This is a genomic window from Erwinia sp. BNK-24-b (genome assembly GCF_047456155.1).
In the GTDB taxonomy this organism is placed as follows: Bacteria; Pseudomonadota; Gammaproteobacteria; order Enterobacterales; family Enterobacteriaceae; genus Erwinia; species Erwinia phyllosphaerae.
This window is the reverse complement of record NZ_CP179901.1, coordinates 4,341,693-4,360,910: the sequence shown is the minus strand read 5'-3', so window position 1 is coordinate 4,360,910 and position 19,218 is coordinate 4,341,693. Positions and strand designations below refer to the sequence as shown.

General features: G+C 55.0%; 13 protein-coding genes and 1 riboswitch. Of the genes, 8 read left to right on the top strand and 5 right to left on the bottom strand.

The annotated features are described in order from the left end of the window. The first annotated feature begins 35 nt into the window (after window positions 1-35). Complete coding sequence (gene metH, locus ACMGGR_RS20105; RefSeq protein WP_414147712.1) at window positions 36-3,716, top strand: methionine synthase; 3,681 nt, start codon at window positions 36-38, stop codon at window positions 3,714-3,716. Window positions 3,717-3,932: 216 nt separating this feature from the next. Beyond that, a complete protein-coding gene (locus ACMGGR_RS20100) occupies window positions 3,933-5,555 on the top strand; it encodes a Na/Pi cotransporter family protein (RefSeq protein ID WP_246762369.1) in 1,623 nt (540 codons plus the stop codon). A 32-nt stretch (window positions 5,556-5,587) separates the two neighbouring features. Here ACMGGR_RS20100 and panS read toward each other — a convergent pair whose 3' ends face one another. The 5 genes from panS to ACMGGR_RS20075 form a co-directional block, all read right to left on the bottom strand. Next, window positions 5,588-6,505 carry a ketopantoate/pantoate/pantothenate transporter PanS gene (gene panS / locus ACMGGR_RS20095; RefSeq protein ID WP_414147711.1) on the bottom strand — a complete coding sequence of 306 codons (918 nt, stop codon included), beginning with the start codon at window positions 6,503-6,505 and terminating at the stop codon, window positions 5,588-5,590. A gap of 247 nt (window positions 6,506-6,752) precedes the next feature. Beyond that, window positions 6,753-6,887, bottom strand: a complete 135-nt coding sequence (locus ACMGGR_RS20090) for a hypothetical protein (RefSeq protein WP_414147710.1) — start codon at window positions 6,885-6,887, stop codon at window positions 6,753-6,755. 116 nt (window positions 6,888-7,003) lie between these two features. Continuing rightward, the gene (gene aqpZ, locus ACMGGR_RS20085; RefSeq protein WP_414147709.1) at window positions 7,004-7,708 is read right to left on the bottom strand and encodes an aquaporin Z; all 705 of its coding nucleotides are present in this window, start codon (window positions 7,706-7,708) and stop codon (window positions 7,004-7,006) included. Window positions 7,709-7,912: 204 nt separating this feature from the next. Next, complete coding sequence (lysC, locus tag ACMGGR_RS20080) at window positions 7,913-9,265, bottom strand: lysine-sensitive aspartokinase 3 (RefSeq protein ID WP_246762380.1); 1,353 nt, start codon at window positions 9,263-9,265, stop codon at window positions 7,913-7,915. A gap of 93 nt (window positions 9,266-9,358) precedes the next feature. After that, a riboswitch (Lysine riboswitch) is annotated at window positions 9,359-9,552 on the bottom strand. 52 nt (window positions 9,553-9,604) lie between these two features. After that, the gene (locus ACMGGR_RS20075; protein ID WP_414147708.1) at window positions 9,605-11,407 is read right to left on the bottom strand and encodes a cation:proton antiporter; all 1,803 of its coding nucleotides are present in this window, start codon (window positions 11,405-11,407) and stop codon (window positions 9,605-9,607) included. A gap of 213 nt (window positions 11,408-11,620) precedes the next feature. On the opposite strand from ACMGGR_RS20075, the gene pgi reads away from it, so the two are divergent. The 6 genes from pgi (at window position 11,621) to psiE (ending at window position 18,338) form a co-directional block, all read left to right on the top strand. Further along, complete coding sequence (gene pgi / locus ACMGGR_RS20070; protein ID WP_414147707.1) at window positions 11,621-13,267, top strand: glucose-6-phosphate isomerase; 1,647 nt, start codon at window positions 11,621-11,623, stop codon at window positions 13,265-13,267. Window positions 13,268-13,946: 679 nt separating this feature from the next. Beyond that, window positions 13,947-14,195 carry an exopolysaccharide production protein YjbE gene (yjbE, locus tag ACMGGR_RS20065; RefSeq protein ID WP_246762385.1) on the top strand — a complete coding sequence of 83 codons (249 nt, stop codon included), beginning with the start codon at window positions 13,947-13,949 and terminating at the stop codon, window positions 14,193-14,195. A gap of 78 nt (window positions 14,196-14,273) precedes the next feature. Continuing rightward, entirely contained in the window at window positions 14,274-14,915 is a 642-nt protein-coding gene (locus ACMGGR_RS20060) for a YjbF family lipoprotein (protein WP_246762387.1), read from the top strand. Next, window positions 14,912-15,664, top strand: coding sequence for a capsule biosynthesis GfcC D2 domain-containing protein (locus ACMGGR_RS20055; protein WP_414147706.1), 753 nt, complete (start codon window positions 14,912-14,914; stop codon window positions 15,662-15,664). The genes ACMGGR_RS20060 and ACMGGR_RS20055 overlap by 4 nt, the downstream gene beginning before the upstream one ends. Beyond that, window positions 15,664-17,760 (top strand): YjbH domain-containing protein, encoded by a 2,097-nt coding sequence (locus tag ACMGGR_RS20050; protein ID WP_414147705.1) that lies wholly within the window; start codon window positions 15,664-15,666, stop codon window positions 17,758-17,760. The genes ACMGGR_RS20055 and ACMGGR_RS20050 overlap by 1 nt, the downstream gene beginning before the upstream one ends. 179 nt (window positions 17,761-17,939) lie before the next feature. Next, complete coding sequence (gene psiE / locus ACMGGR_RS20045) at window positions 17,940-18,338, top strand: phosphate-starvation-inducible protein PsiE (RefSeq protein WP_246762398.1); 399 nt, start codon at window positions 17,940-17,942, stop codon at window positions 18,336-18,338. Window positions 18,339-19,218 lie beyond the last annotated feature (880 nt).

Sequence of the window (19,218 nt, the reverse complement as noted above, 5' to 3'; positions counted from 1 at the left end):
CAGACACCATACCGCTAAGTGACGAAGAGGCCGGAGTGAGTAACAGAACGCAAGCGCTGCATCAGCAGCTGGCACAGCGCATCATGGTGCTGGATGGCGGCATGGGCACAATGATCCAAAGCTATCGGCTGAGCGAAGAAGATTTTCGCGGCGCACGGTTTGCTGACTGGCAAAGCGACCTGAAGGGCAACAACGATCTGCTGGTGCTGACGCGGCCCGATGTCATAGGTGAAATTCATCACGCCTATCTCCAGGCGGGCGCGGACATTCTGGAAACGAACACTTTTAACGCCACCCCTGTCGCAATGGCCGATTACCAGATGGAATCGCTGTCGGCAGAAATTAACTACGCGGCGGCGAAGCTGGCGCGCGAGTGTGCCGACGCGTGGACGGCGCGAACGCCGGACAAACCGCGCTATGTCGCCGGTGTATTAGGGCCAACTAACCGTACCTGTTCTATCTCCCCGGACGTTAACGATCCCGCTTTCCGCAACGTCACTTTTAATCAGCTGGTGGAAGCCTATCGGGGATCCACGCGCGCGCTGATGGCGGGCGGTGTCGACATTATTATGATCGAGACGGTTTTCGACACGCTGAATGCCAAAGCGGCTATCTTCGCCGTACAGAGCGAGTTCGACGCGCAGGGCATCACGCTACCGCTAATGATATCCGGCACCATTACCGACGCATCTGGCCGCACGCTTTCCGGCCAGACCACGGAAGCTTTCTATCACTCGCTGCGTCACGCCCGGCCGTTATCGTTTGGCCTTAACTGCGCGCTGGGGCCGGACGAGCTGCGTCAGTATGTCGCTGAGCTGTCGCGTATTGCGGAAAGCTACGTTACCGCACATCCCAATGCGGGCCTGCCAAATGCCTTTGGCGAATACGATCTGGATGCGCAAATCATGGCGGAACAGATTGGCGAATGGGCACGGTCCGGCTTCCTGAATATCGTTGGCGGCTGCTGCGGCACCACGCCAGCACATATTGCTGCGATGGCCGCTGCAGTCGAAGGGGTCGCGCCACGTCCGCTGCCAGACTTGCCCGTTGCCTGTCGGCTCGCAGGCCTGGAGCCGTTAACCATCGGCCCGGAAACGCTGTTCGTCAACGTGGGCGAGAGAACCAACGTCACCGGTTCGGCAAAATTCAAGCGGCTGATTAAAGAAGAAAAATATCACGAAGCGCTGGAAGTGGCGCTGCAGCAGGTGCAAAGCGGCGCGCAGATCATCGATATCAATATGGATGAAGGCATGCTGGATGCCGAAGCGGCGATGGTGCGCTTCCTCAACCTGATTGCTGGCGAGCCGGATATCGCCCGCGTGCCGGTGATGATCGACTCTTCCAAATGGGAGGTTATTGAAAAGGGTCTGCAATGCATTCAAGGCAAAGGCATTGTTAACTCTGTTTCCATGAAGGAAGGCGTCGAAACTTTTATCCACCACGCCCGCCTGGTGCGTCGCTATGGTGCTGCAATGGTGGTCATGGCGTTTGACGAAGCTGGCCAGGCGGACACGCGCGAACGCAAAATCGAAATCTGCCGCCGCGCGTATAAAATTCTGACCGAAGAGGTGGGTTTCCCGCCGGAAGATATTATTTTCGACCCCAATATTTTTGCCGTTGCCACCGGTATTGAAGAGCACAACAACTATGCAATGGACTTTATCGGTGCCTGTGAGGATATCAAGCGCGAGCTGCCGCATGCGTTGATTTCGGGCGGCGTCTCCAACGTTTCATTCTCTTTTCGCGGTAACGATCCGGTACGGGAAGCTATCCACGCGGTGTTTCTTTACTACGCCATTCGCAACGGCATGGATATGGGGATAGTTAACGCTGGCCAGCTGGCTATCTATGACGATCTGGCGCCTGAACTGCGCGATGCGGTAGAGGACGTGGTGCTGAACCGTCGTGAAGACGGTACGGAGCGGCTGCTAAACCTTGCGGAAAAATATCGCGGTAGCAAAGCGGATGACGAAAACAAACCGCAGGCGGAATGGCGGAGTTGGGAAGTAGAAAAGCGGCTGGAATATTCGCTGGTCAAAGGTATTACCGAATTTATCGAAGAGGACACCGAAGCGGCGCGGCAGAACGCCAGCCGCCCGATAGAGGTCATCGAGGGGCCGCTGATGGCGGGCATGAACGTCGTGGGCGACCTGTTTGGCGAAGGCAAAATGTTCCTGCCGCAGGTTGTTAAATCCGCACGCGTAATGAAGCAGGCGGTGGCTTACCTGGAGCCTTATATTGAGGCGAGTAAAGAGAAGGGCAGCACTAACGGGAAAATCGTGCTGGCGACGGTAAAAGGTGATGTGCATGACATTGGTAAAAACATCGTTGGCGTTGTGCTGCAATGCAATAACTATGAAATTATCGATCTTGGCGTGATGGTGCCCGGCGATAAAATTCTGAAAACTGCCAGAGAGCACAACGCGGATATGATTGGCCTTTCCGGACTGATTACGCCGTCGCTGGATGAGATGGTCAACGTCGCCAGAGAGATGGAGCGGCAGGGTTTTACGCTGCCGTTGCTGATAGGCGGGGCCACTACTTCAAAAGCCCATACGGCAGTGAAAATCGAGCAAAACTACAGCGGCCCGACGGTGTATGTGCAGAACGCCTCACGAACAGTCGGCGTGGTTTCAGCGCTGCTGTCTGCTACTCAACGCGCTGATTTTATTGCCCGCACGCGTAAAGAGTATGAAACGGTGCGCATTCAGCACGCACGTAAAAAACCGCGAACGCCGCCGGTATCGCTGGCGGTAGCCAGAGCCAACGAGCTGGCGCTGGACTGGGAGAATTATGCGCCGCCCGTACCCCACCGGCTGGGTGTAAGCGAAGTAAGTGCTAACATAGAAACGCTGCGCCACTATATCGACTGGACGCCGTTCTTTATGACCTGGTCGTTAGCCGGTAAATATCCGCGCATTTTGACAGATGAAATCGTTGGTAAAGAGGCGACGCGGCTGCTTGCCGATGCCAACGCCATGCTGGATGAGCTAAGCGCGAAGCAGGCGCTTACTCCGCGTGGCGTGGTCGGTATTTTCCCGGCCAATCGCGTCGGCGATGATATCGTTATTTATCGGGACGAGTCGCGCAAGGATGTTATGCAAGTAAGCCATCACTTACGTCAGCAAACCGAGAAAACGGACTTTGCTAACTATTGTCTGGCCGACTTTATCGCTCCCGCTTCCAGCCACAAAGCAGACTATCTGGGGGCCTTTGCCGTGACCGGTGGCCTGGAAGAAGACTCGCTGGCCGAAGCTTTCGCTATGGCGCACGATGATTACAACAAAATCATGGTGAAGGCGCTGGCCGATCGCCTGGCGGAAGGCTTTGCGGAATATCTGCATGAGCGCGTGCGTAAGGTGATTTGGGGCTTTGCGCCCACGGAAAACCTGAGCAATGAAGAGCTGATTCGGGAAAACTATCAGGGGATCCGCCCGGCGCCCGGCTATCCGGCCTGTCCCGAACATACGGAAAAAGCCGCCATCTGGCAGCTGCTGGAGGTGGAAAAGCACACCGGCATGAAGCTGACCGAATCTTTTGCCATGTGGCCTGGCGCGTCGGTCGCCGGCTGGTACTTCAGCCATCCGCAAAGTAAATATTTTGCCGTTGCCCAGCTTCAGCGCGATCAGATTGAAGACTACGCCAGGCGCAAAGGCATGTCGGTGAGCGAAGTTGAGCGCTGGCTGGCTCCGAATCTTGGCTATGACGCAGACTAAGTTTTCATCAGGAGGGGCGGAAAGAGCCGCCCTGCCTTTCTCCTTCTCTTCGCTTTCTACGAGAGCAACCGACGCCGCCGCTTCACGGCCTGTCCATTCTGGCTTTTAATATCACGCTGATAACGAAGCTTTTTCGATAAAGCGGCTAAACTGAGATGGTCATAACGCAAACGTCCGTTTGCGTTGTCAGGTCTGAAAATAGTGAGGTCAATATCGGTGCTAACCCTGCTTAACTTACTTTCCGCCATTGCGTTACTGGTCTGGGGAACGCACATTGTTCGTACCGGCATAATGCGAGTTTATGGCGCAGATTTACGTCGTGTGCTTAGCCGGAGCGTGGAGAAAAAACCGCTCGCCTTTGTGGCCGGAATTGGCGTTACCGCGCTGGTCCAGAGCAGTAATGCCACCACAATGTTGGTCACTTCTTTTGTCGCGCAGGAGCTGGTGGCGCTGACCCCCGCGCTGGTTATTATTCTGGGTGCAGATGTCGGGACCGCGCTGATGGCGCGTATTTTAACGTTCGACCTCTCCTGGCTTTCACCGCTGTTTATCTTTTTTGGCGTCGTCTTTTTTCTGGGGCGCAAGCAGACGCGCGCCGGGCAGCTTGGCCGGGCAAGTATCGGACTGGGACTCATTCTGCTGGCGCTGCAGCTGATCGTCGCGGCGGCTAAACCCATTACCGAGGCGGCGGGCGTCAAGGTCATCTTCTCTTCGCTGACGGGCGACGTAATGCTTGATGCGCTGATTGGCGCGGTCTTCGCCATTATCAGCTATTCCAGCCTGGCGGCGGTACTGATTACCGCGACGCTGACTGCGACCGGCGTTATCTCTTTTAAGGTGGCGTTATGCCTGGTGATTGGCGCGAATCTGGGCAGCGGCCTGCTGGCGATGCTGAACAACAGTACTTCCAATGCCGCAGGTAAACAGGTGGCGCTGGGCAGCCTGCTGTTTAAATTTATCGGTTCGCTGATTGTCCTGCCTTTTATCGATTTACTGGCAGTTTGGCTGCAAAAGCTGCCGGTAAACAACGAAGAGCTGGTTATTTTCTTTCACGTCTTCTACAACCTTCTTCGCTGTTTGCTGATGGTGCCTTTTACCGATCTGATGGCCGACTTATGCCGTCGTCTTATCCGGGAAGAACCGGAAACCGATTTGCGGTTAAAACCCAAACACCTGGACAGCGGTGCGCTTGATACCCCCGCGCTGGCGCTGGCAAATGCTTCGCGCGAAACGCTGCGTATGGGCGACGTGCTGGAGCAAATGCTGAACTCCTTCAGTAAAGTGGTGCATGGCGAACTACGGGAGGAGCGGGAAATACGCAGGCTGGATGATGATGTGGATGTGCTTTATACCGCTATCAAACTCTATCTGGCGCAAATGCCAAAAGAAGATCTGCCGGAAGAGGATTCGCGACGCTGGGCAGAAATTATTGAAATGGCGCTGAACCTGGAGATGGCCGGGGATATTCTGGAGCGGATGAGCGGCTCGGTAGTAGATAAGTCATTAAACGTGAACCGTAATTTTTCTGTGGAGGGGCTGGGTGAACTGGATGCCCTGCTTGAGCAAATTAACGCTAACCTGCGCCTCGGCCTGTCGGTCTTTTTATCGCGAGATATCACCAGTGCCAAACGGCTGCGTCGAGCCAAATACCGCTTTCGCATCACTAATCGCCGCTATTCCCATAAGCATGTGGACAGGCTGCATCAGCAGAACGTCCAGAGCATCGAAACCAGTTCGCTGCATCTGGGGCTGCTGGGCGATATGAACCGTCTGAATTCACTGTTTTGCGCCGTAGCCTACAGCGTACTGGAGCAGCCCGACGACGAGCGAGAGGAATAGCAGTTCCCCTGCATGATGCAGGGGAAACAGCGCTACTTTTTCTTGATAGGTTTACCAGACCAGTAACCCGCCAGCAGCGAGCCGGAAAGGTTGTGCCAGACGGAAAACAGCGCGCCGGGCAACGCCGCCAGCGGGGAAAAGTAAAGCTTGCCCAGGGTTGCCGCCAGGCCGGAATTTTGCATGCCTACCTCCAGCGCCAGCGTGCGGCAGGTCGACTCATCAAAGCCAAACAGCTTTCCACCCCAGTAGCCGCCCAGCAGGCCAATCGCGTTATGCAGAATAACCGCGGCAATGACCACCAGGCCGACCGAGCCAATAAAGCCTTGGCTGCCCGCCACCACGGCGCTGATAATCAGCAGGATACAGACCATAGAAAAAGCGGGCAGGTAAGGCTCTACGCGTCTGACTACGCTATTCATCGTATGGTGAACAAGCAGGCCGATGCCGATAGGCACCACCACAATTTTCACAATGCTTAACAGCATGCCGACAACGTCCACCTGAATATGCGTATCCACATAGAGTTTGGTCAGCAGCGGCGTGGCAAAAACCCCCACCAGCGCAGAAACGGAAGAGATAGTGACCGACAGCGCGACGTCACCTTTGGCCAGATAGATCATTACGTTAGAAGCCGTACCGCTGGCGACGCTGCCTACAAGGATCATACCGGCGGCCAGATCCGGCGGCATCTTAAACAGCTTTGCCAGCGCCCACGCGGCCAGCGGCATGACCAGATAATGGAGAAAAGTTCCGGCGATGACTGGCGCAGGGCGTGTTAATACGCGTTTAAAATCGTTGATATTCAGCGTAACGCCCATGCCGAACATAATCAGCATCAGCAGATAAGTCACCCACGGGCCAATCCCCAGAAAGGTGGCTGGCGTGTAATAAGCGGCAAGGGAAAGCAGGACTGCCCATAAAGGGAACAGCCGGGTAACGGTGGCGAGCATAGCCAGACTTCCTTTTGATGTTGTATTAGTATGATGAGCCGTTTTCCCGGAACGGGGGAAAAGCGGACGTTGAATCATAACATTAGCGGCCAGGAAAAGAAGGCTTGAAGCCCGGCAGCAGGCAGGTCGGAAAGCAGCGCCTTCGGGAAAAGCAGATCGGGAAGTCATCCATACATGCAGGCAAAGCTGCCAGCGCGTTAAAACCGGAAAAAGGCAGGAAGCGGCGAACAGCATCCGCCGCTGAAGATTACTTTTTGTCAGCCAGCCATGCCGCCGCCGAAGATTGCTCTTTGTCAGCCAGCAATGCCATCGCCGAAGATTGCTCTTTGTCAGCCAGCCATGCCGCCGCCGAAGATTGCTCTTTGTCAGCCAGCAATGCCATCGCCGCAGCTCACTCCTTATCAGCCAGCAATGCCGTCGCCGAAGAGCACTCCTTTTCAGCCAGCATACCGTCGCCGCAGCTCACTCTTTGTCAGCCAGCAATACCGCCGCCGCAGATTACTCCTTTTCAGCCAGCAAACCGCGATAGATCAGGCCGCCAACGATAGCGCCGACAATCGGCATTGCCCAGAACATCCAGAGCTGATCCAGTGCCCAGCCACCCTGAAAGATTGCCACGGCGGTACTCCGGGCCGGGTTAACCGACGTGTTGGTCACCGGAATGCTGACAAGATGAATCAGCGTCAGCGCCAGGCCGATAGCGACGGGAGCAAATCCTTTTGGCGCACGCTTGCCGGTGGCACCGTGGATCACCAGCAGGAAAACGGCAGTCAGCACGGCTTCCGTTATCATGCCGGAACGCAGCGAAAAGCTGCCCGGCGAATGCTCGCCATAGCCATTTGCCGCAAAGCCGCTTGCTGCCGCATTAAAAGAGGCGTGACCGCTGGCAATCAGATAAAGCACGCCCGCCGCCAGCACGCCGCCGACCACCTGCGCCAGCACATAAGCAAAAATTTGTGAGGCGGGAAAGCGGCCGCCTGCCCACAGGCCCAGCGTGACCGCCGGATTAAAATGGCCGCCCGAGATATGGCCTACGGCATAAGCCATGGTCAAGACGGTCAACCCGAACGCCAGCGAGACGCCAGCAAAGCCAATGCCCAGTCCGGGAAACGTCGCGGCCAGAACCGCACTACCACATCCACCAAGAACCAGAACAAAGGTTCCCAGCGCTTCAGCAACTAACCTACGCATTACAGACTCCATAGTTTGATTTGACGCCGCGATTATCCCTGGCTTGCTACACCCGCAATTCAACGGAATGGAGAATGGGCGGTGTGAAGGTAGATTTATGCAGTAGCTTTGAGGCAGATCAAACTATGAGGTGAGATGGGGTAAAGATAAGAAAACGGGCAGCCACTAAAGTAAAAAAACCGGGCAAAGCCCGGTTTTTGTATGACGCCGCTAGCGTTATTCGAAAAGGTTTTTATGCAGCGCCTGCACAACCTGTTCGGCATCATTGCCCGGTACCAGGAAGCAAAGGTTGTAGCTGCTGGCCCCATAGCAAATCAGACGCAGGTTAAACGGCTCCAGCACGCCAAACACTTCTTTGCCAACGCCGCAGGCCTTGGACAACTGATTGCCAATCAGCGCCACCAGCGCCAGATTTTCTTCAACCTCTACGCGGCAAAGCGAGGAAAGCTCCGTCAGCAGCGCCTGGGTCAGCAATCCGTCACTGTTAGACGTTGATCCCGTGGTGTCCAGCGTCAGCGCGATGCTTACTTCTGACGTAGTGATCAGGTCAACAGAGATATTGTGCCGCGCCAGAATAGTGAAAACTTCCACCAGGAAGCCGCGAGCGTGCAGCATGTTCAGGCTATGCAGCGTCAGCAGCGTTTGCTTGCGGCGCAGTGCCAGCGCGCGGAACAGCGGTGGATTCTGCGTTTCGTTACAGACGCGCGTGCCGCCAGCGGCAGGGTCTTTACTGGAACCCACGAATACCGGAATATCGCTGCGCACGGCAGGCAGCAACGTAGCAGGATGCAGCACCTTGGCGCCAAAAGTTGCCATTTCGGCAGCTTCTTCAAAAGTGATTTCGTCGATGCGTTTGGCCGTTGGCACCACGCGCGGATCGGTGGTGTAGATCCCCGGCACGTCCGTCCAGATATCAATCCGGCTGGCGTGCAGCGCTTCGCCCAACAGCGCCGCGGTATAGTCACTGCCGCCGCGTCCCAGGGTGGTTGTACGCCCTTTGGCTTCGCTACCGATAAAGCCCTGGGTCACAATCAGCGCTTTTTCGAGGCGCGGTGCCAGCTGCGCCTGTGCCAGCTCGGCCAGCAGCGCAATATCCGCTTCCGCGCGACCAAAGCGGTCATCGGTGCGCAGTACCTTACGCACGTCGAACCACTCGGCGGCGGCCTGACGCTGACGCAGGACTTCCACAAACAGCAGGCTCGACATTAATTCGCCGTGGCTCACCAGCTCATCGGTCAACGCCGTCGACGTTGCAAGCGCGGCGGCTTCCGACAGCGTGGTGATGTTCTCCAGCATGCGATCGATCTCGTCATAAAGCACCTCGGAGTGCGGCAGACGATCGATAATGGCGTACTGAATACGGCGAATCTCATCCAGCAGGAAAGCACGCTGCTCCTGATCCTGGCCTTCCGCCAGTGAAACCAGCAGATTGGTGACGCCCGCAGAGGCGGAAAGTACCACCAGACGGACATTCGGATCGGCCAGCACCACGTCGGCGCTGCGGTTCATGGCGGTAAAGTCGGCAACGCTGGTGCCGCCAAATTTCGCCACGATTAATGATTGGGACATGTCTTGACATACCTCGTGTCAGGTTAGATTCCATCAGCCTTGGCACAAGGGAAGAGCAGAAACGGGGTAGACGTAGAAAGGGATTACTACGAGTCACCCAGAAGCGCTCCACCTTGTAAATCGTTCAACCGGTGAACGATCCTGGTGACAACCCAGAGGATTCAGCCCCTGTGGTCGATACGCCCCATACCGCATGGTTTGTACCTCGGCGTCGCTCCCCCTGATGTGTTATCACTGGATTCGGTTCCTCCCACACACTGCCTGGGCGACGCGCCTCTTCTGGCCTGCGCATCAGATGCGCAGCTAGCCGCCCAGAAATACCGGGTTATTGGGTCGCTGTCAATCCCGGGTATTGGCGGATTCTTCATTTTGTACCAGGGCGATGACCGTGCAGGGCAGTTTTGGCGCGTTTCCGTCGCACATTTTCAGCTTGCCGTGCTCATCCTGGATAAAGAGTAACAGCGCCGTCTGATGCTTTTCCAGATATTCCTGCCAGCCGAAATTTTCATTCAGGCTGGTGGCTTTAATCACGCCACCTTTTGCCAGCAAACTGCTGAGGCGCGCATAGGTATGTTCCTGGCTAAACAACACTTCATGACGGCGGAAGCGCGGGCTTTCACTGTCGCGACGGCCTTTCAGCGCGGCACCAGAGCGAATCGCCGCCACGTTGTTATTGCCAAAAATATGGCTGAAGTGATAGACGGCCAGCGCATTCTGATGGCGGTTAGGCGAAAGGGCGAGCACCTGCGCCGTTTCGCTGAGATCGAGAAAGTTTTCGGCATGATCTGACCAGGCATTGCCATAATAGGCCGGGATACCTTCCATGCGCGCCAGCCGGTAATATTCCCAGCTACTGTCCGTAACCAGAACAGGCAGGTCCAGCTTTTGCAGCGCGGCGGCCAGAGCGCGGGCAACGCTGTTGGCGCCAATAATCAGAATCCCTCGCGGTTCACGCTGCTGTACCCGCAGCGCGCGCGCCAGAAACGAACTGGTCAGGCTTTGCAGTACCACTGTGCCGATAATCACGGCAAACACCACCGTGACCAGCCTGCTGGCGCCTTCATAACCTGTTTTCTCCAGCGTTAAGGCAAACAGCGAGCTGACCGCCGCCGCCACGATCCCGCGCGGAGAAATCCAGCTCAGCAGTAGCTTATCGCGCCACGGCAGCTTCGAGCCCCATGTGGAAAGCAGGATACAGAGCGGGCGAGCGATAAACTGCACTGCCAGCAGCAGACCTACCAGCGGCCAGCCCATTGCTATCAGCGCGTTAATATCCAGCCTCGCCGCCAGAATAATAAACAGCGCGGAGATCAGCAGCGCCGACAGCTCTTCTTTAAACGCGATAATCTCGCTTAAATCTACGTCGCGCATGTTTGCCAGCCAGATGCCCATCACCGTGACGGTTAACAGACCCGATTCGTCGGCAATGGCGTTAGACGCGCCAAAAGCGGTCAGCGTTACGGCCAGCACCGCAAAGTTTTGCAGATAGCCCGGCAGCCAGACGCGTTTTAAAGCCAGCCCCATCAGCCAGCCAAACAGCGCGCCGCCGACGGTACCAACCACTACGGTGACGCCAAAAGTCCAGAACAGGTGCGTTAATGACTCTGCTTTTTGCTGTAGCACAATAAATTCAAAAACCAGCAGCGTGAAAATAGCGCCGACCGGATCGATGACGATGCCTTCCCAGCGCAAGATCTGGTTAATCGCTTTGTTAGGGCGCACCACGCGCATCAGCGGGGCTATAACCGTCGGGCCTGTCACTACGGTGACGGCACCAACCAGTGCCGCCAGCTCGGACGGGAAGCCAAGCAGCAGCCAACAGGTTACGCTGACCACCAGAAACGTGGCCAGCATACCCACCGTCACAAGGTTACGTACCACCTTGCCCAGACCGCGAATTTCATCGAAGCGCAACGTTAATGCGCCCTCGAACAAAATGATGGCGACCGACAGGGACACCAGCGGGAACAGCAGCGAGCCAAACAGCGCGTCCGGCTGCAGGATATGGCCTACCGGCCCCAGGAGAATACCGAAAATCAGCAGTGGCAAAATGGCCGGCAGACGCAGCAACCAGGCCAGCCACTGGGCAACCAGCGAGCTTAATCCAATGATAACCAACAGAAGTGGCGCAGAAAGCTCCATAAAATTTTTCCTTTCAACCGCAAGAATAGTCATACTAAAACGCATCGGGCATTAGCCCGCCGCCTGAATTATAAATAGCTCCGGGCAAAAGAGAGGAAAACTTCTCCTTCGATAGCCACCACCTGTTGCAGGGAAAGGCGAGCGGTTAACGCGTAACAGGTACCATGGCGTCCGGTCTGTTTTACGGTTCTTAAATAAAAAGAGTGTGTTGCTATGAAAAATATCAATCCGACACAAACCGCTGCCTGGCAAGCGCTGCAGCAGCATTTTGCAGAGATGAAAGAAGTAGAAATTGCCGACCTGTTCGCTAAAGACAGCGATCGGTTCAGCAAGTTCTCCGCCACCTTTGACGATCAGATGCTGGTGGACTTCTCGAAAAACCGCATTACCAGTGAAACGCTCGACAAGCTGCAGGCTCTGGCGAAAGAGACTGACCTGCAGGACGCGATTAAATCGATGTTCTCCGGCGAGAAGATCAACCGCACCGAAGACCGCGCCGTGCTGCACGTTGCTCTGCGCAACCGCAGCAATACGCCGATTGTCGTCGATGGCAAAGATGTTATGCCGGAAGTGAATGCGGTGCTGGAGAAGATGAAATCCTTCTCTGAACGCATTATCAGCGGCGAATGGAAAGGCTATACCGGCAAAGCGATCACCGATGTGGTGAATATCGGTATCGGCGGTTCCGATCTGGGGCCGTTTATGGTCACCGAAGCGCTGCGTCCTTATAAAAATCACCTGAATATGCACTTCGTTTCTAACGTTGACGGCACGCATATTGCGGAAACGGTTAAAGATCTCAGCCCGGAAACCACGCTGTTCCTGGTGGCTTCTAAAACCTTTACCACTCAGGAAACGATGACCAACGCCCACAGCGCGCGCGACTGGTTCCTGAAAACGGCTGGCGATGAGCAGCACGTGGCGAAACACTTCGCCGCGCTTTCCACCAACGCTAAAGCGGTCGGCGAGTTCGGCATCGATACCGCCAACATGTTTGAATTCTGGGACTGGGTTGGCGGCCGTTATTCGCTCTGGTCCGCTATTGGCCTGTCGATTGTTCTGTCCATCGGTTTTGACAACTTTGAGCAGCTGCTGAGCGGCGCCCACGCGATGGACCAGCATTTTGCTACCACGCCAGCAGAGAAAAACCTGCCGGTGATCCTGGCGCTGATTGGCATCTGGTATAACAACTTCTTTGGTGCCGAAACCGAAGCGATCCTGCCTTACGACCAGTACATGCATCGCTTTGCTGCTTATTTCCAGCAGGGCAACATGGAGTCGAACGGTAAATATGTCGACCGCAACGGCAACCCGGTGAACTACGAAACCGGCCCAATTATCTGGGGCGAACCCGGCACCAACGGTCAGCATGCGTTTTATCAGCTGATCCACCAGGGCACCAAGCTGGTCCCGTGCGACTTTATCGCGCCAGCCGTCAGCCATAACCAGCTGGGCGATCACCACGCCAAACTGCTGTCTAACTTCTTTGCGCAGACCGAAGCGCTGGCCTTTGGCAAATCGCGCGAAGTGGTAGAGAAAGAGTTTGCGGATGCAGGCAAAGATGCCAAATCCGTTGAGCACGTTGCGCCGTTCAAGGTATTCGAAGGCAACCGCCCAACCAACTCGATCCTGCTGCGTGAAATCAATCCGTTTAGCCTGGGCGCGCTGATTGCGCTGTATGAGCATAAAATCTTTACCCAGGGTGCCATCCTGAACATCTTTACCTTCGATCAGTGGGGCGTTGAGCTGGGTAAACAGCTTGCTAACCGTATTCTGCCTGAGCTTTCCGGCAGCGAGCCGGTGGCGAGCCACGACAGCTCTACCAACGGGCTGATCAACCTCTATAAAAACTGGCGGTAAACTGACGTTACAGCAGATAAAGCTGGTGGTATTTCCACCGGCTTTTAAGCTGTTAGCAAAAGACAGGCACGGCTGGTACGCGCACCGCATGCCAGCCATGCTCTGAAGTTTTCTACAGGCTGCTTTTAAATTAGATCCACGCTTAACCATCTCTGGTCCTGTTTGACAAGGTGACGACGAGCGTGAGCCTTGTAGGATAAAGCGTAAGAGCGTCGCTGCTGGCCGTTTTCCCTTCCGAATATTGTTAAAAAAAACAGAGCATGGCTAAGGAAATTCTTAAAAATTAGCCGAATGAAAGATTTTTTTACAAGATTAGTCTGAAACTGATACTGCGTTACTTCATGCCGCTACAGGTTACAATGGTGTTAAGGTCATGAAAAATGGCGACTTTAACGCTAATGCCGCTTTGGCGGGCTGTTTCCCGGTAAATTCCCCGTCTTAATCAACATTGGCAGTGAATGGCGCTAACTTGCTGCGTTATGGCAGCGATAAATAGCAATATCGTGCGTTTATCGCTTTATGCCTGTCTTATATTCCTGAAAATGTTTCTTTTTTGTGTCACGGAACTCTCGCCGAACGTCCTCTCCCTTGTTCTGAATTCTGGTAATTTATTGCCTTATAATGAGCCAGCCTGAAACCCTTCAGGCAGGTTATCCATTCATTCTGTGAAGGGGTTTTTATGAAAAAAGTCTTATGTGCTGCTGCAGCTGTAGCGTACTTAGCGACTGCTTCCGTCGCGTTTGCCGCGCCTGAAGAAGCGGGTGCCGCAGCGGGCACCTCGGCCGGTACGCTCTCCTCCGGGACAACGACGGCTGTCGGTATCGGTGCGCTTGGCGCGCTGGTTGGCGTAGCGCTGGCAGCAAGCAGCGGCGGCAATGGTTCTAACACCGGAACCACCACTACGACAACGACGAGCACCACTCGTTAAGTGCAGTAAATTAATCATAACCACACGTTTGTGTGGTTATTTTTTACATTGTCAGACTTGATTCAGGGACTTACACCAGTGCGCTACCTACCACTGCTATTTTTATGCCTGCTTGCCCAGGGCTGCACACAAACACAAAAAGGCCTGGGCGAAACGGTAGAGCTGGCTCTGCTCGGGCCGGACGACGTCGAGGTCACGGCGGAACAAGTTGAAAGCCTGCCATATGCCAGCATGTATCTTCGCGTTAATCACGGCCAGCGTATCTTCGTGGTGCTCGGCTTTGACGAAAACGGCCAGCAAAAATGGATTACACGCGACCGCGCTATGGTGGTCACGGAGCACGGTCGCGTAGTGAAAACACTGGGGTTAACAGATAACCTGCATGAGGTTACCGCTCTTGCTCAGGATCCGTTGAGCAATCCGCTGCAGCTAACGGAAGGCGCCAGCTGGACTCGCCAGCTGAGCTGGTCAGAAGCGGGCCGCTTCCGTTCGGCCACGGCGGTGTCGCACTTCACGCGTCTTCAGGATGCCGTGCTGGATATCGCCGGACATAACGTAGCCTGCCGAGTCTGGCGGGAAGACGTGACCACCGACGGCGAATCCTGGCACAACACGTTCTGGATCGACGCCATCACGGGTCAGGTTCGCCAGTCGCAGCAAATGCTGGGCGGCGACGACTTCTCTGTTGAAACCACTATCCTGAAGCCTGCGAAATCATGAAAAAATTAACCTACCTTCTCGCGGGTCTTGCTGCCTGCGCGGCAAACGTGCACGCCGAAAGCCAGGTGACCGTCTTCTATCCGGGCCAGAGTGAAACCGCGCTGGTCAGTCACGCACAGAATTTATCACAGCTGGTCGCCAGCCCGGCGCTGGCCGGAAAAACATGGTGGCCCGGCACGGTAATCAGCGAAAAGCTGGCCACCGCCGTTGCGGTACAGCAGCAGCAACAGCTGCTGGCTCGGCTTAAAGGCTGGAGCGCGGAGCTGCGTGTTGACGACGACGGCGAAAAAGCTGCGGTAGTCGACAATCTTTATCAGCAAATAGCCGCTATTAAAGTTACCGGCCGCCAGATGGCCAATCTCGATCCGGACTGGGTACGCCTTCGTCCTGAAGAGAACCGCCGTCTGGAAGGTGACTACAGCGTTTATACGCTACAAAAACCTACCAGCCTGACCATTGCGGGCGTCGTTAGCAGTACCGGAAAAACCACATGGGTGCCGGGACGCAGCGTAGTGGATTATCTGGATGCTCACGAGCGTCTGGATGGTGCAGAACGGAATTTTGCTACGGTAATTGCGCCTTCTGGCCAGACGAAGCAGGTACCGATCGCTTACTGGAACCGCCGCCATGTTGAACCCGAAGCGGGCAGTATTATTTACGTTGGCTTCTCATCGTGGTCGTTACCAGGCGGTGAGGGAGACCTTAATCAACAAATTATTTCCGTTTTGACGCACCGGGTGCCTGACTGATGAAAAAAACCTATCTTCTCAGCCTGCTGGCGATTTCCGTCGCCTGCGCGTGTCAGGCTCAGGCCGAAACTTTTCCGGATCCGGTCGGGCCGTCGCAGTCCGATTTTGGTGGCGTCGGCCTGCTGCAGGTCCCTACTGCCAGAATGGCCAAAGACGGCGAGTTCAGCCTCAACTATCGCTATAACGATCAGTATCGTTTCTATTCTTCTTCGGTGCAGCTGTTCCCGTGGCTGGAAGCAACTATCCGCTATACCGATGTTAAAACCCGTCAGTACAGCAACGTGGCAAGCTTCAGCGGCAGCCAGTCTTATAAAGACAAGGCGTTCGATCTGAAAGCGCGGCTGTGGAAAGAAGGCTACTGGCTGCCGGAAGTGGCTGTTGGCGCACGCGATCTGGGCGGTACTGGCCTGTTCGACAGCGAATACTTCGTGGCGACCAAAGCCTGGGGCCCGTTTGATTTTACCCTCGGTCTCGGGTTTGGCTATCTGGGCAACAGCGGCACGGTGAAAAACCCGTTCTGTGAAGCGGACAGCAGCTACTGCTATCGCTCTGACAGCAGCGGGACGGCGGGTTCGGTTAGCGATAAAGACCTGTTCAGAGGTCCTGCGGCCATCTTTGGCGGTATTGAATATCAGACGCCGTGGCAGCCGCTGCGCCTGAAGGTCGAGTACGAAGGTAACGACTATCAGGATGATTTCGCCGGTCGCCTGGAGCAGAAAAGCAAGGTTAACGTCGGCGCAATTTACCGTATTACCGACTGGGCCGATGTAAACGTCAGCTACGAGCGCGGCAACACGCTGATGGCTGGCTTTACGCTACGCACCAACTTCAACGATCTGCATTCAGCATCGGTTGATGTGCCTAAGCCTGCTTACCACCCGCAGCCGCAGGGCGAGTTCCTGGAGCAAACGGTAGTGGCAGAGCAGCTGACGGATCTGAAATACAACGCCGGCCTGGCCGGACCGAAAATTCAGGTCAACGGCGACACTATGTATGTCTCCGGCCAGCAGTCAAAATATCGTGATACGCAGGAGGGCGTCGAGCGTGCCAACCTGATCATGATGAATGCGCTGCCGCAGAACGTCAGCAAGCTGAGCGTGACCGAAACTCGCGATGGTATGCCGCAGGTTACCACGGAAACCAGCGCTGACAGTCTGCGCCAGCAGCTGGAAGGTTATCCGCTGGGCAAAGAAAAAGAGCTGGATCAGAAGCGAGTAGAGCCGGTCAGTCCGGGCCATACCGAGCAGGGCTATTTTATTGATGCGGATCGCTTCAGTTTTAACCTGTCGCCGGTGCTTAATCAGTCCGTTGGCGGTCCGGAAAGCTTCTACCTTTACCAGGTTGGCGTGATGGCCAGCGCCAGCTACTGGCTGACCGACCATCTGTTAATTGACGGCAGTGTTTTTGGCAACCTGGCGAACAACTACGACAAGTTTAGCTATAACGGCGCACCATCCGACTCTTCGCTGCCGCGCGTGCGTACGCACATTCGCGATTACGTTGAAAACAACGTCTATGTGAATAACCTGCAGGCCAACTATATGCACGAGTTGGGCAATGGTTTCTATGGTCAGGTTTATGGCGGCTATCTGGAAACCATGTACGGTGGCGTGGGTGGCGAGGTGCTTTATCGTCCGCTCGATTCTGACTGGGCGGTTGGCGTCGATGCCAACTACGTCAAGCAGCGCGACTGGGACAACATGATGCAGTTTACCAGCTACAACGCGAAGGTTGGCAATCTGACCGCCTACTGGCGGCCATCTTTCTTCGACCATCAGGTGCTGGTGAAGGCGAGCGTGGGTCAATATCTGGCTGAAGATAAGGGTGCAACTATCGATGTTTCCCGCCAGTTCGACAGCGGGGTAATTGTGGGCGCTTACGCAACGAAAACTAACGTCTCGGCAGAAGAGTACGGCGAGGGCGACTTCACCAAGGGCTTCTACATTTCTATTCCAATGGATCTGTTTACCGCGACGCCAACGCGTGGCCGTGCGCAGGTTAACTGGACGCCGCTGACGCGCGACGGTGGACAGATGCTGGGCCGTAAATACCAGCTGTATGACATCACTACCGATCGGGATAAAAACTTCCGCTAAGGTGCAAAAGGGACGAATAATTTCGTCCCTTTTTTTATGCGTGATGCCTGCCCGCGTCCGGTAGTCGGTATGTGGCTGACAGGCGACTTTTTAAAGCAAAACTTGTGAAGCTGCTCACACTAAAGCATATTGTGGCGGTCAGGATGGCTGACGGAAATATGTGTTTGCAGAGGATGTTAATGATGAACGCCACGCGTATCGCCTGGTTATTACAAATGGTTTTGAATGTGGGACTGATTAGCCTGGCCTGCATTCTGGCGGTGTTTCTGGGAAAAGAGACGCTGCATCTGGCTAACGTCCTGCTGAATACCGGCGAGCAGACCTCTTCCTATCTGCTGATCGAAGGTATCGTCATCTACTTTCTTTATTTCGAATTTATTGCGCTGATCGTGAAGTATTTTCAGTCCGGCTACCATTTTCCGCTGCGCTACTTTGTTTATATCGGCATCACCGCGATTATCCGGCTGATCATCGTCGATCATAAAAACCCGTTTGATACGCTGGCCTATTCCGTCGCGATTCTGATTCTGGTTGTCACGCTGTGGCTGGCTAACAGCAACCGGCTAAAGCGCGAATAGCGGCAGGTAATTGCAGATCTTCCGGGTACAAAAAAACCGCCATTAACGGCGGTTTTTTTGTGCTGGTCAGGTTAAGCGGCCTTACCAGCAATGTTGATTAACGCAAGCGCTCTCAAGCAGCAATATAGTGTGCCTTCAAGTGCTGTATGTCAAGTGTACGAATTGCTGGTTTGGTGTACAATTCCCGCGGCCCTTTTCGCCGCCTTAAGCAAGCGGGCACCGGATCAGGAAAAGGATTTCCAACGGCCGTAAGCGTAAGCGTTCTCAAGCGCTTGCATTCACGCTGTCAGCTCCGGTGGTGGCATGGTGAAGCGGTCTTATCAGGGCCGCACAATGAAACGGTACTTTTGTATTGTGCTCATTGTTTCTGGTGCGCTGTGGTCATCCGGAAGTGGGAACTGGTCAATTTCCAGTAACTCGTTCACGGTGATCGTCAACGTAGCAGGCAAGTAAGCCAGGAGACCGTCCTGCGGGGCGGTTTTCCGCTTCGCCTTTCGATTAAAATTCTGTTTAACGTCTTTTGCCTTGCGCTACAGGTGGCCGGCTAAAGCGCGAATAGCGGCAGGTAATTGCAGATCTTACGGATACAAAAAAAACCGCCATTAACGGCGGTTTTTTTGTGCTGGTCAGGTTAAGCGGCCTTACCAGCGATGTTGCGTCACGAAACTAACGTAAGCACACCCATGCAGCAACATAGTGTGCCTTCAAGTGCTGTATGTCAAGTGTACGAATTGCTGGTTTGGTGTACAATCCCCGCGGCCCTTTTCGCCGCCTTAAGCAAGCGGGCACCGGATCAGGAAAAGGATTTCCAATGGCCGTAAGCGTAAGCACACCCATGTGCTTGCATTCACGCTGCCAGCTCCGGTGGTGGCATGGTGAA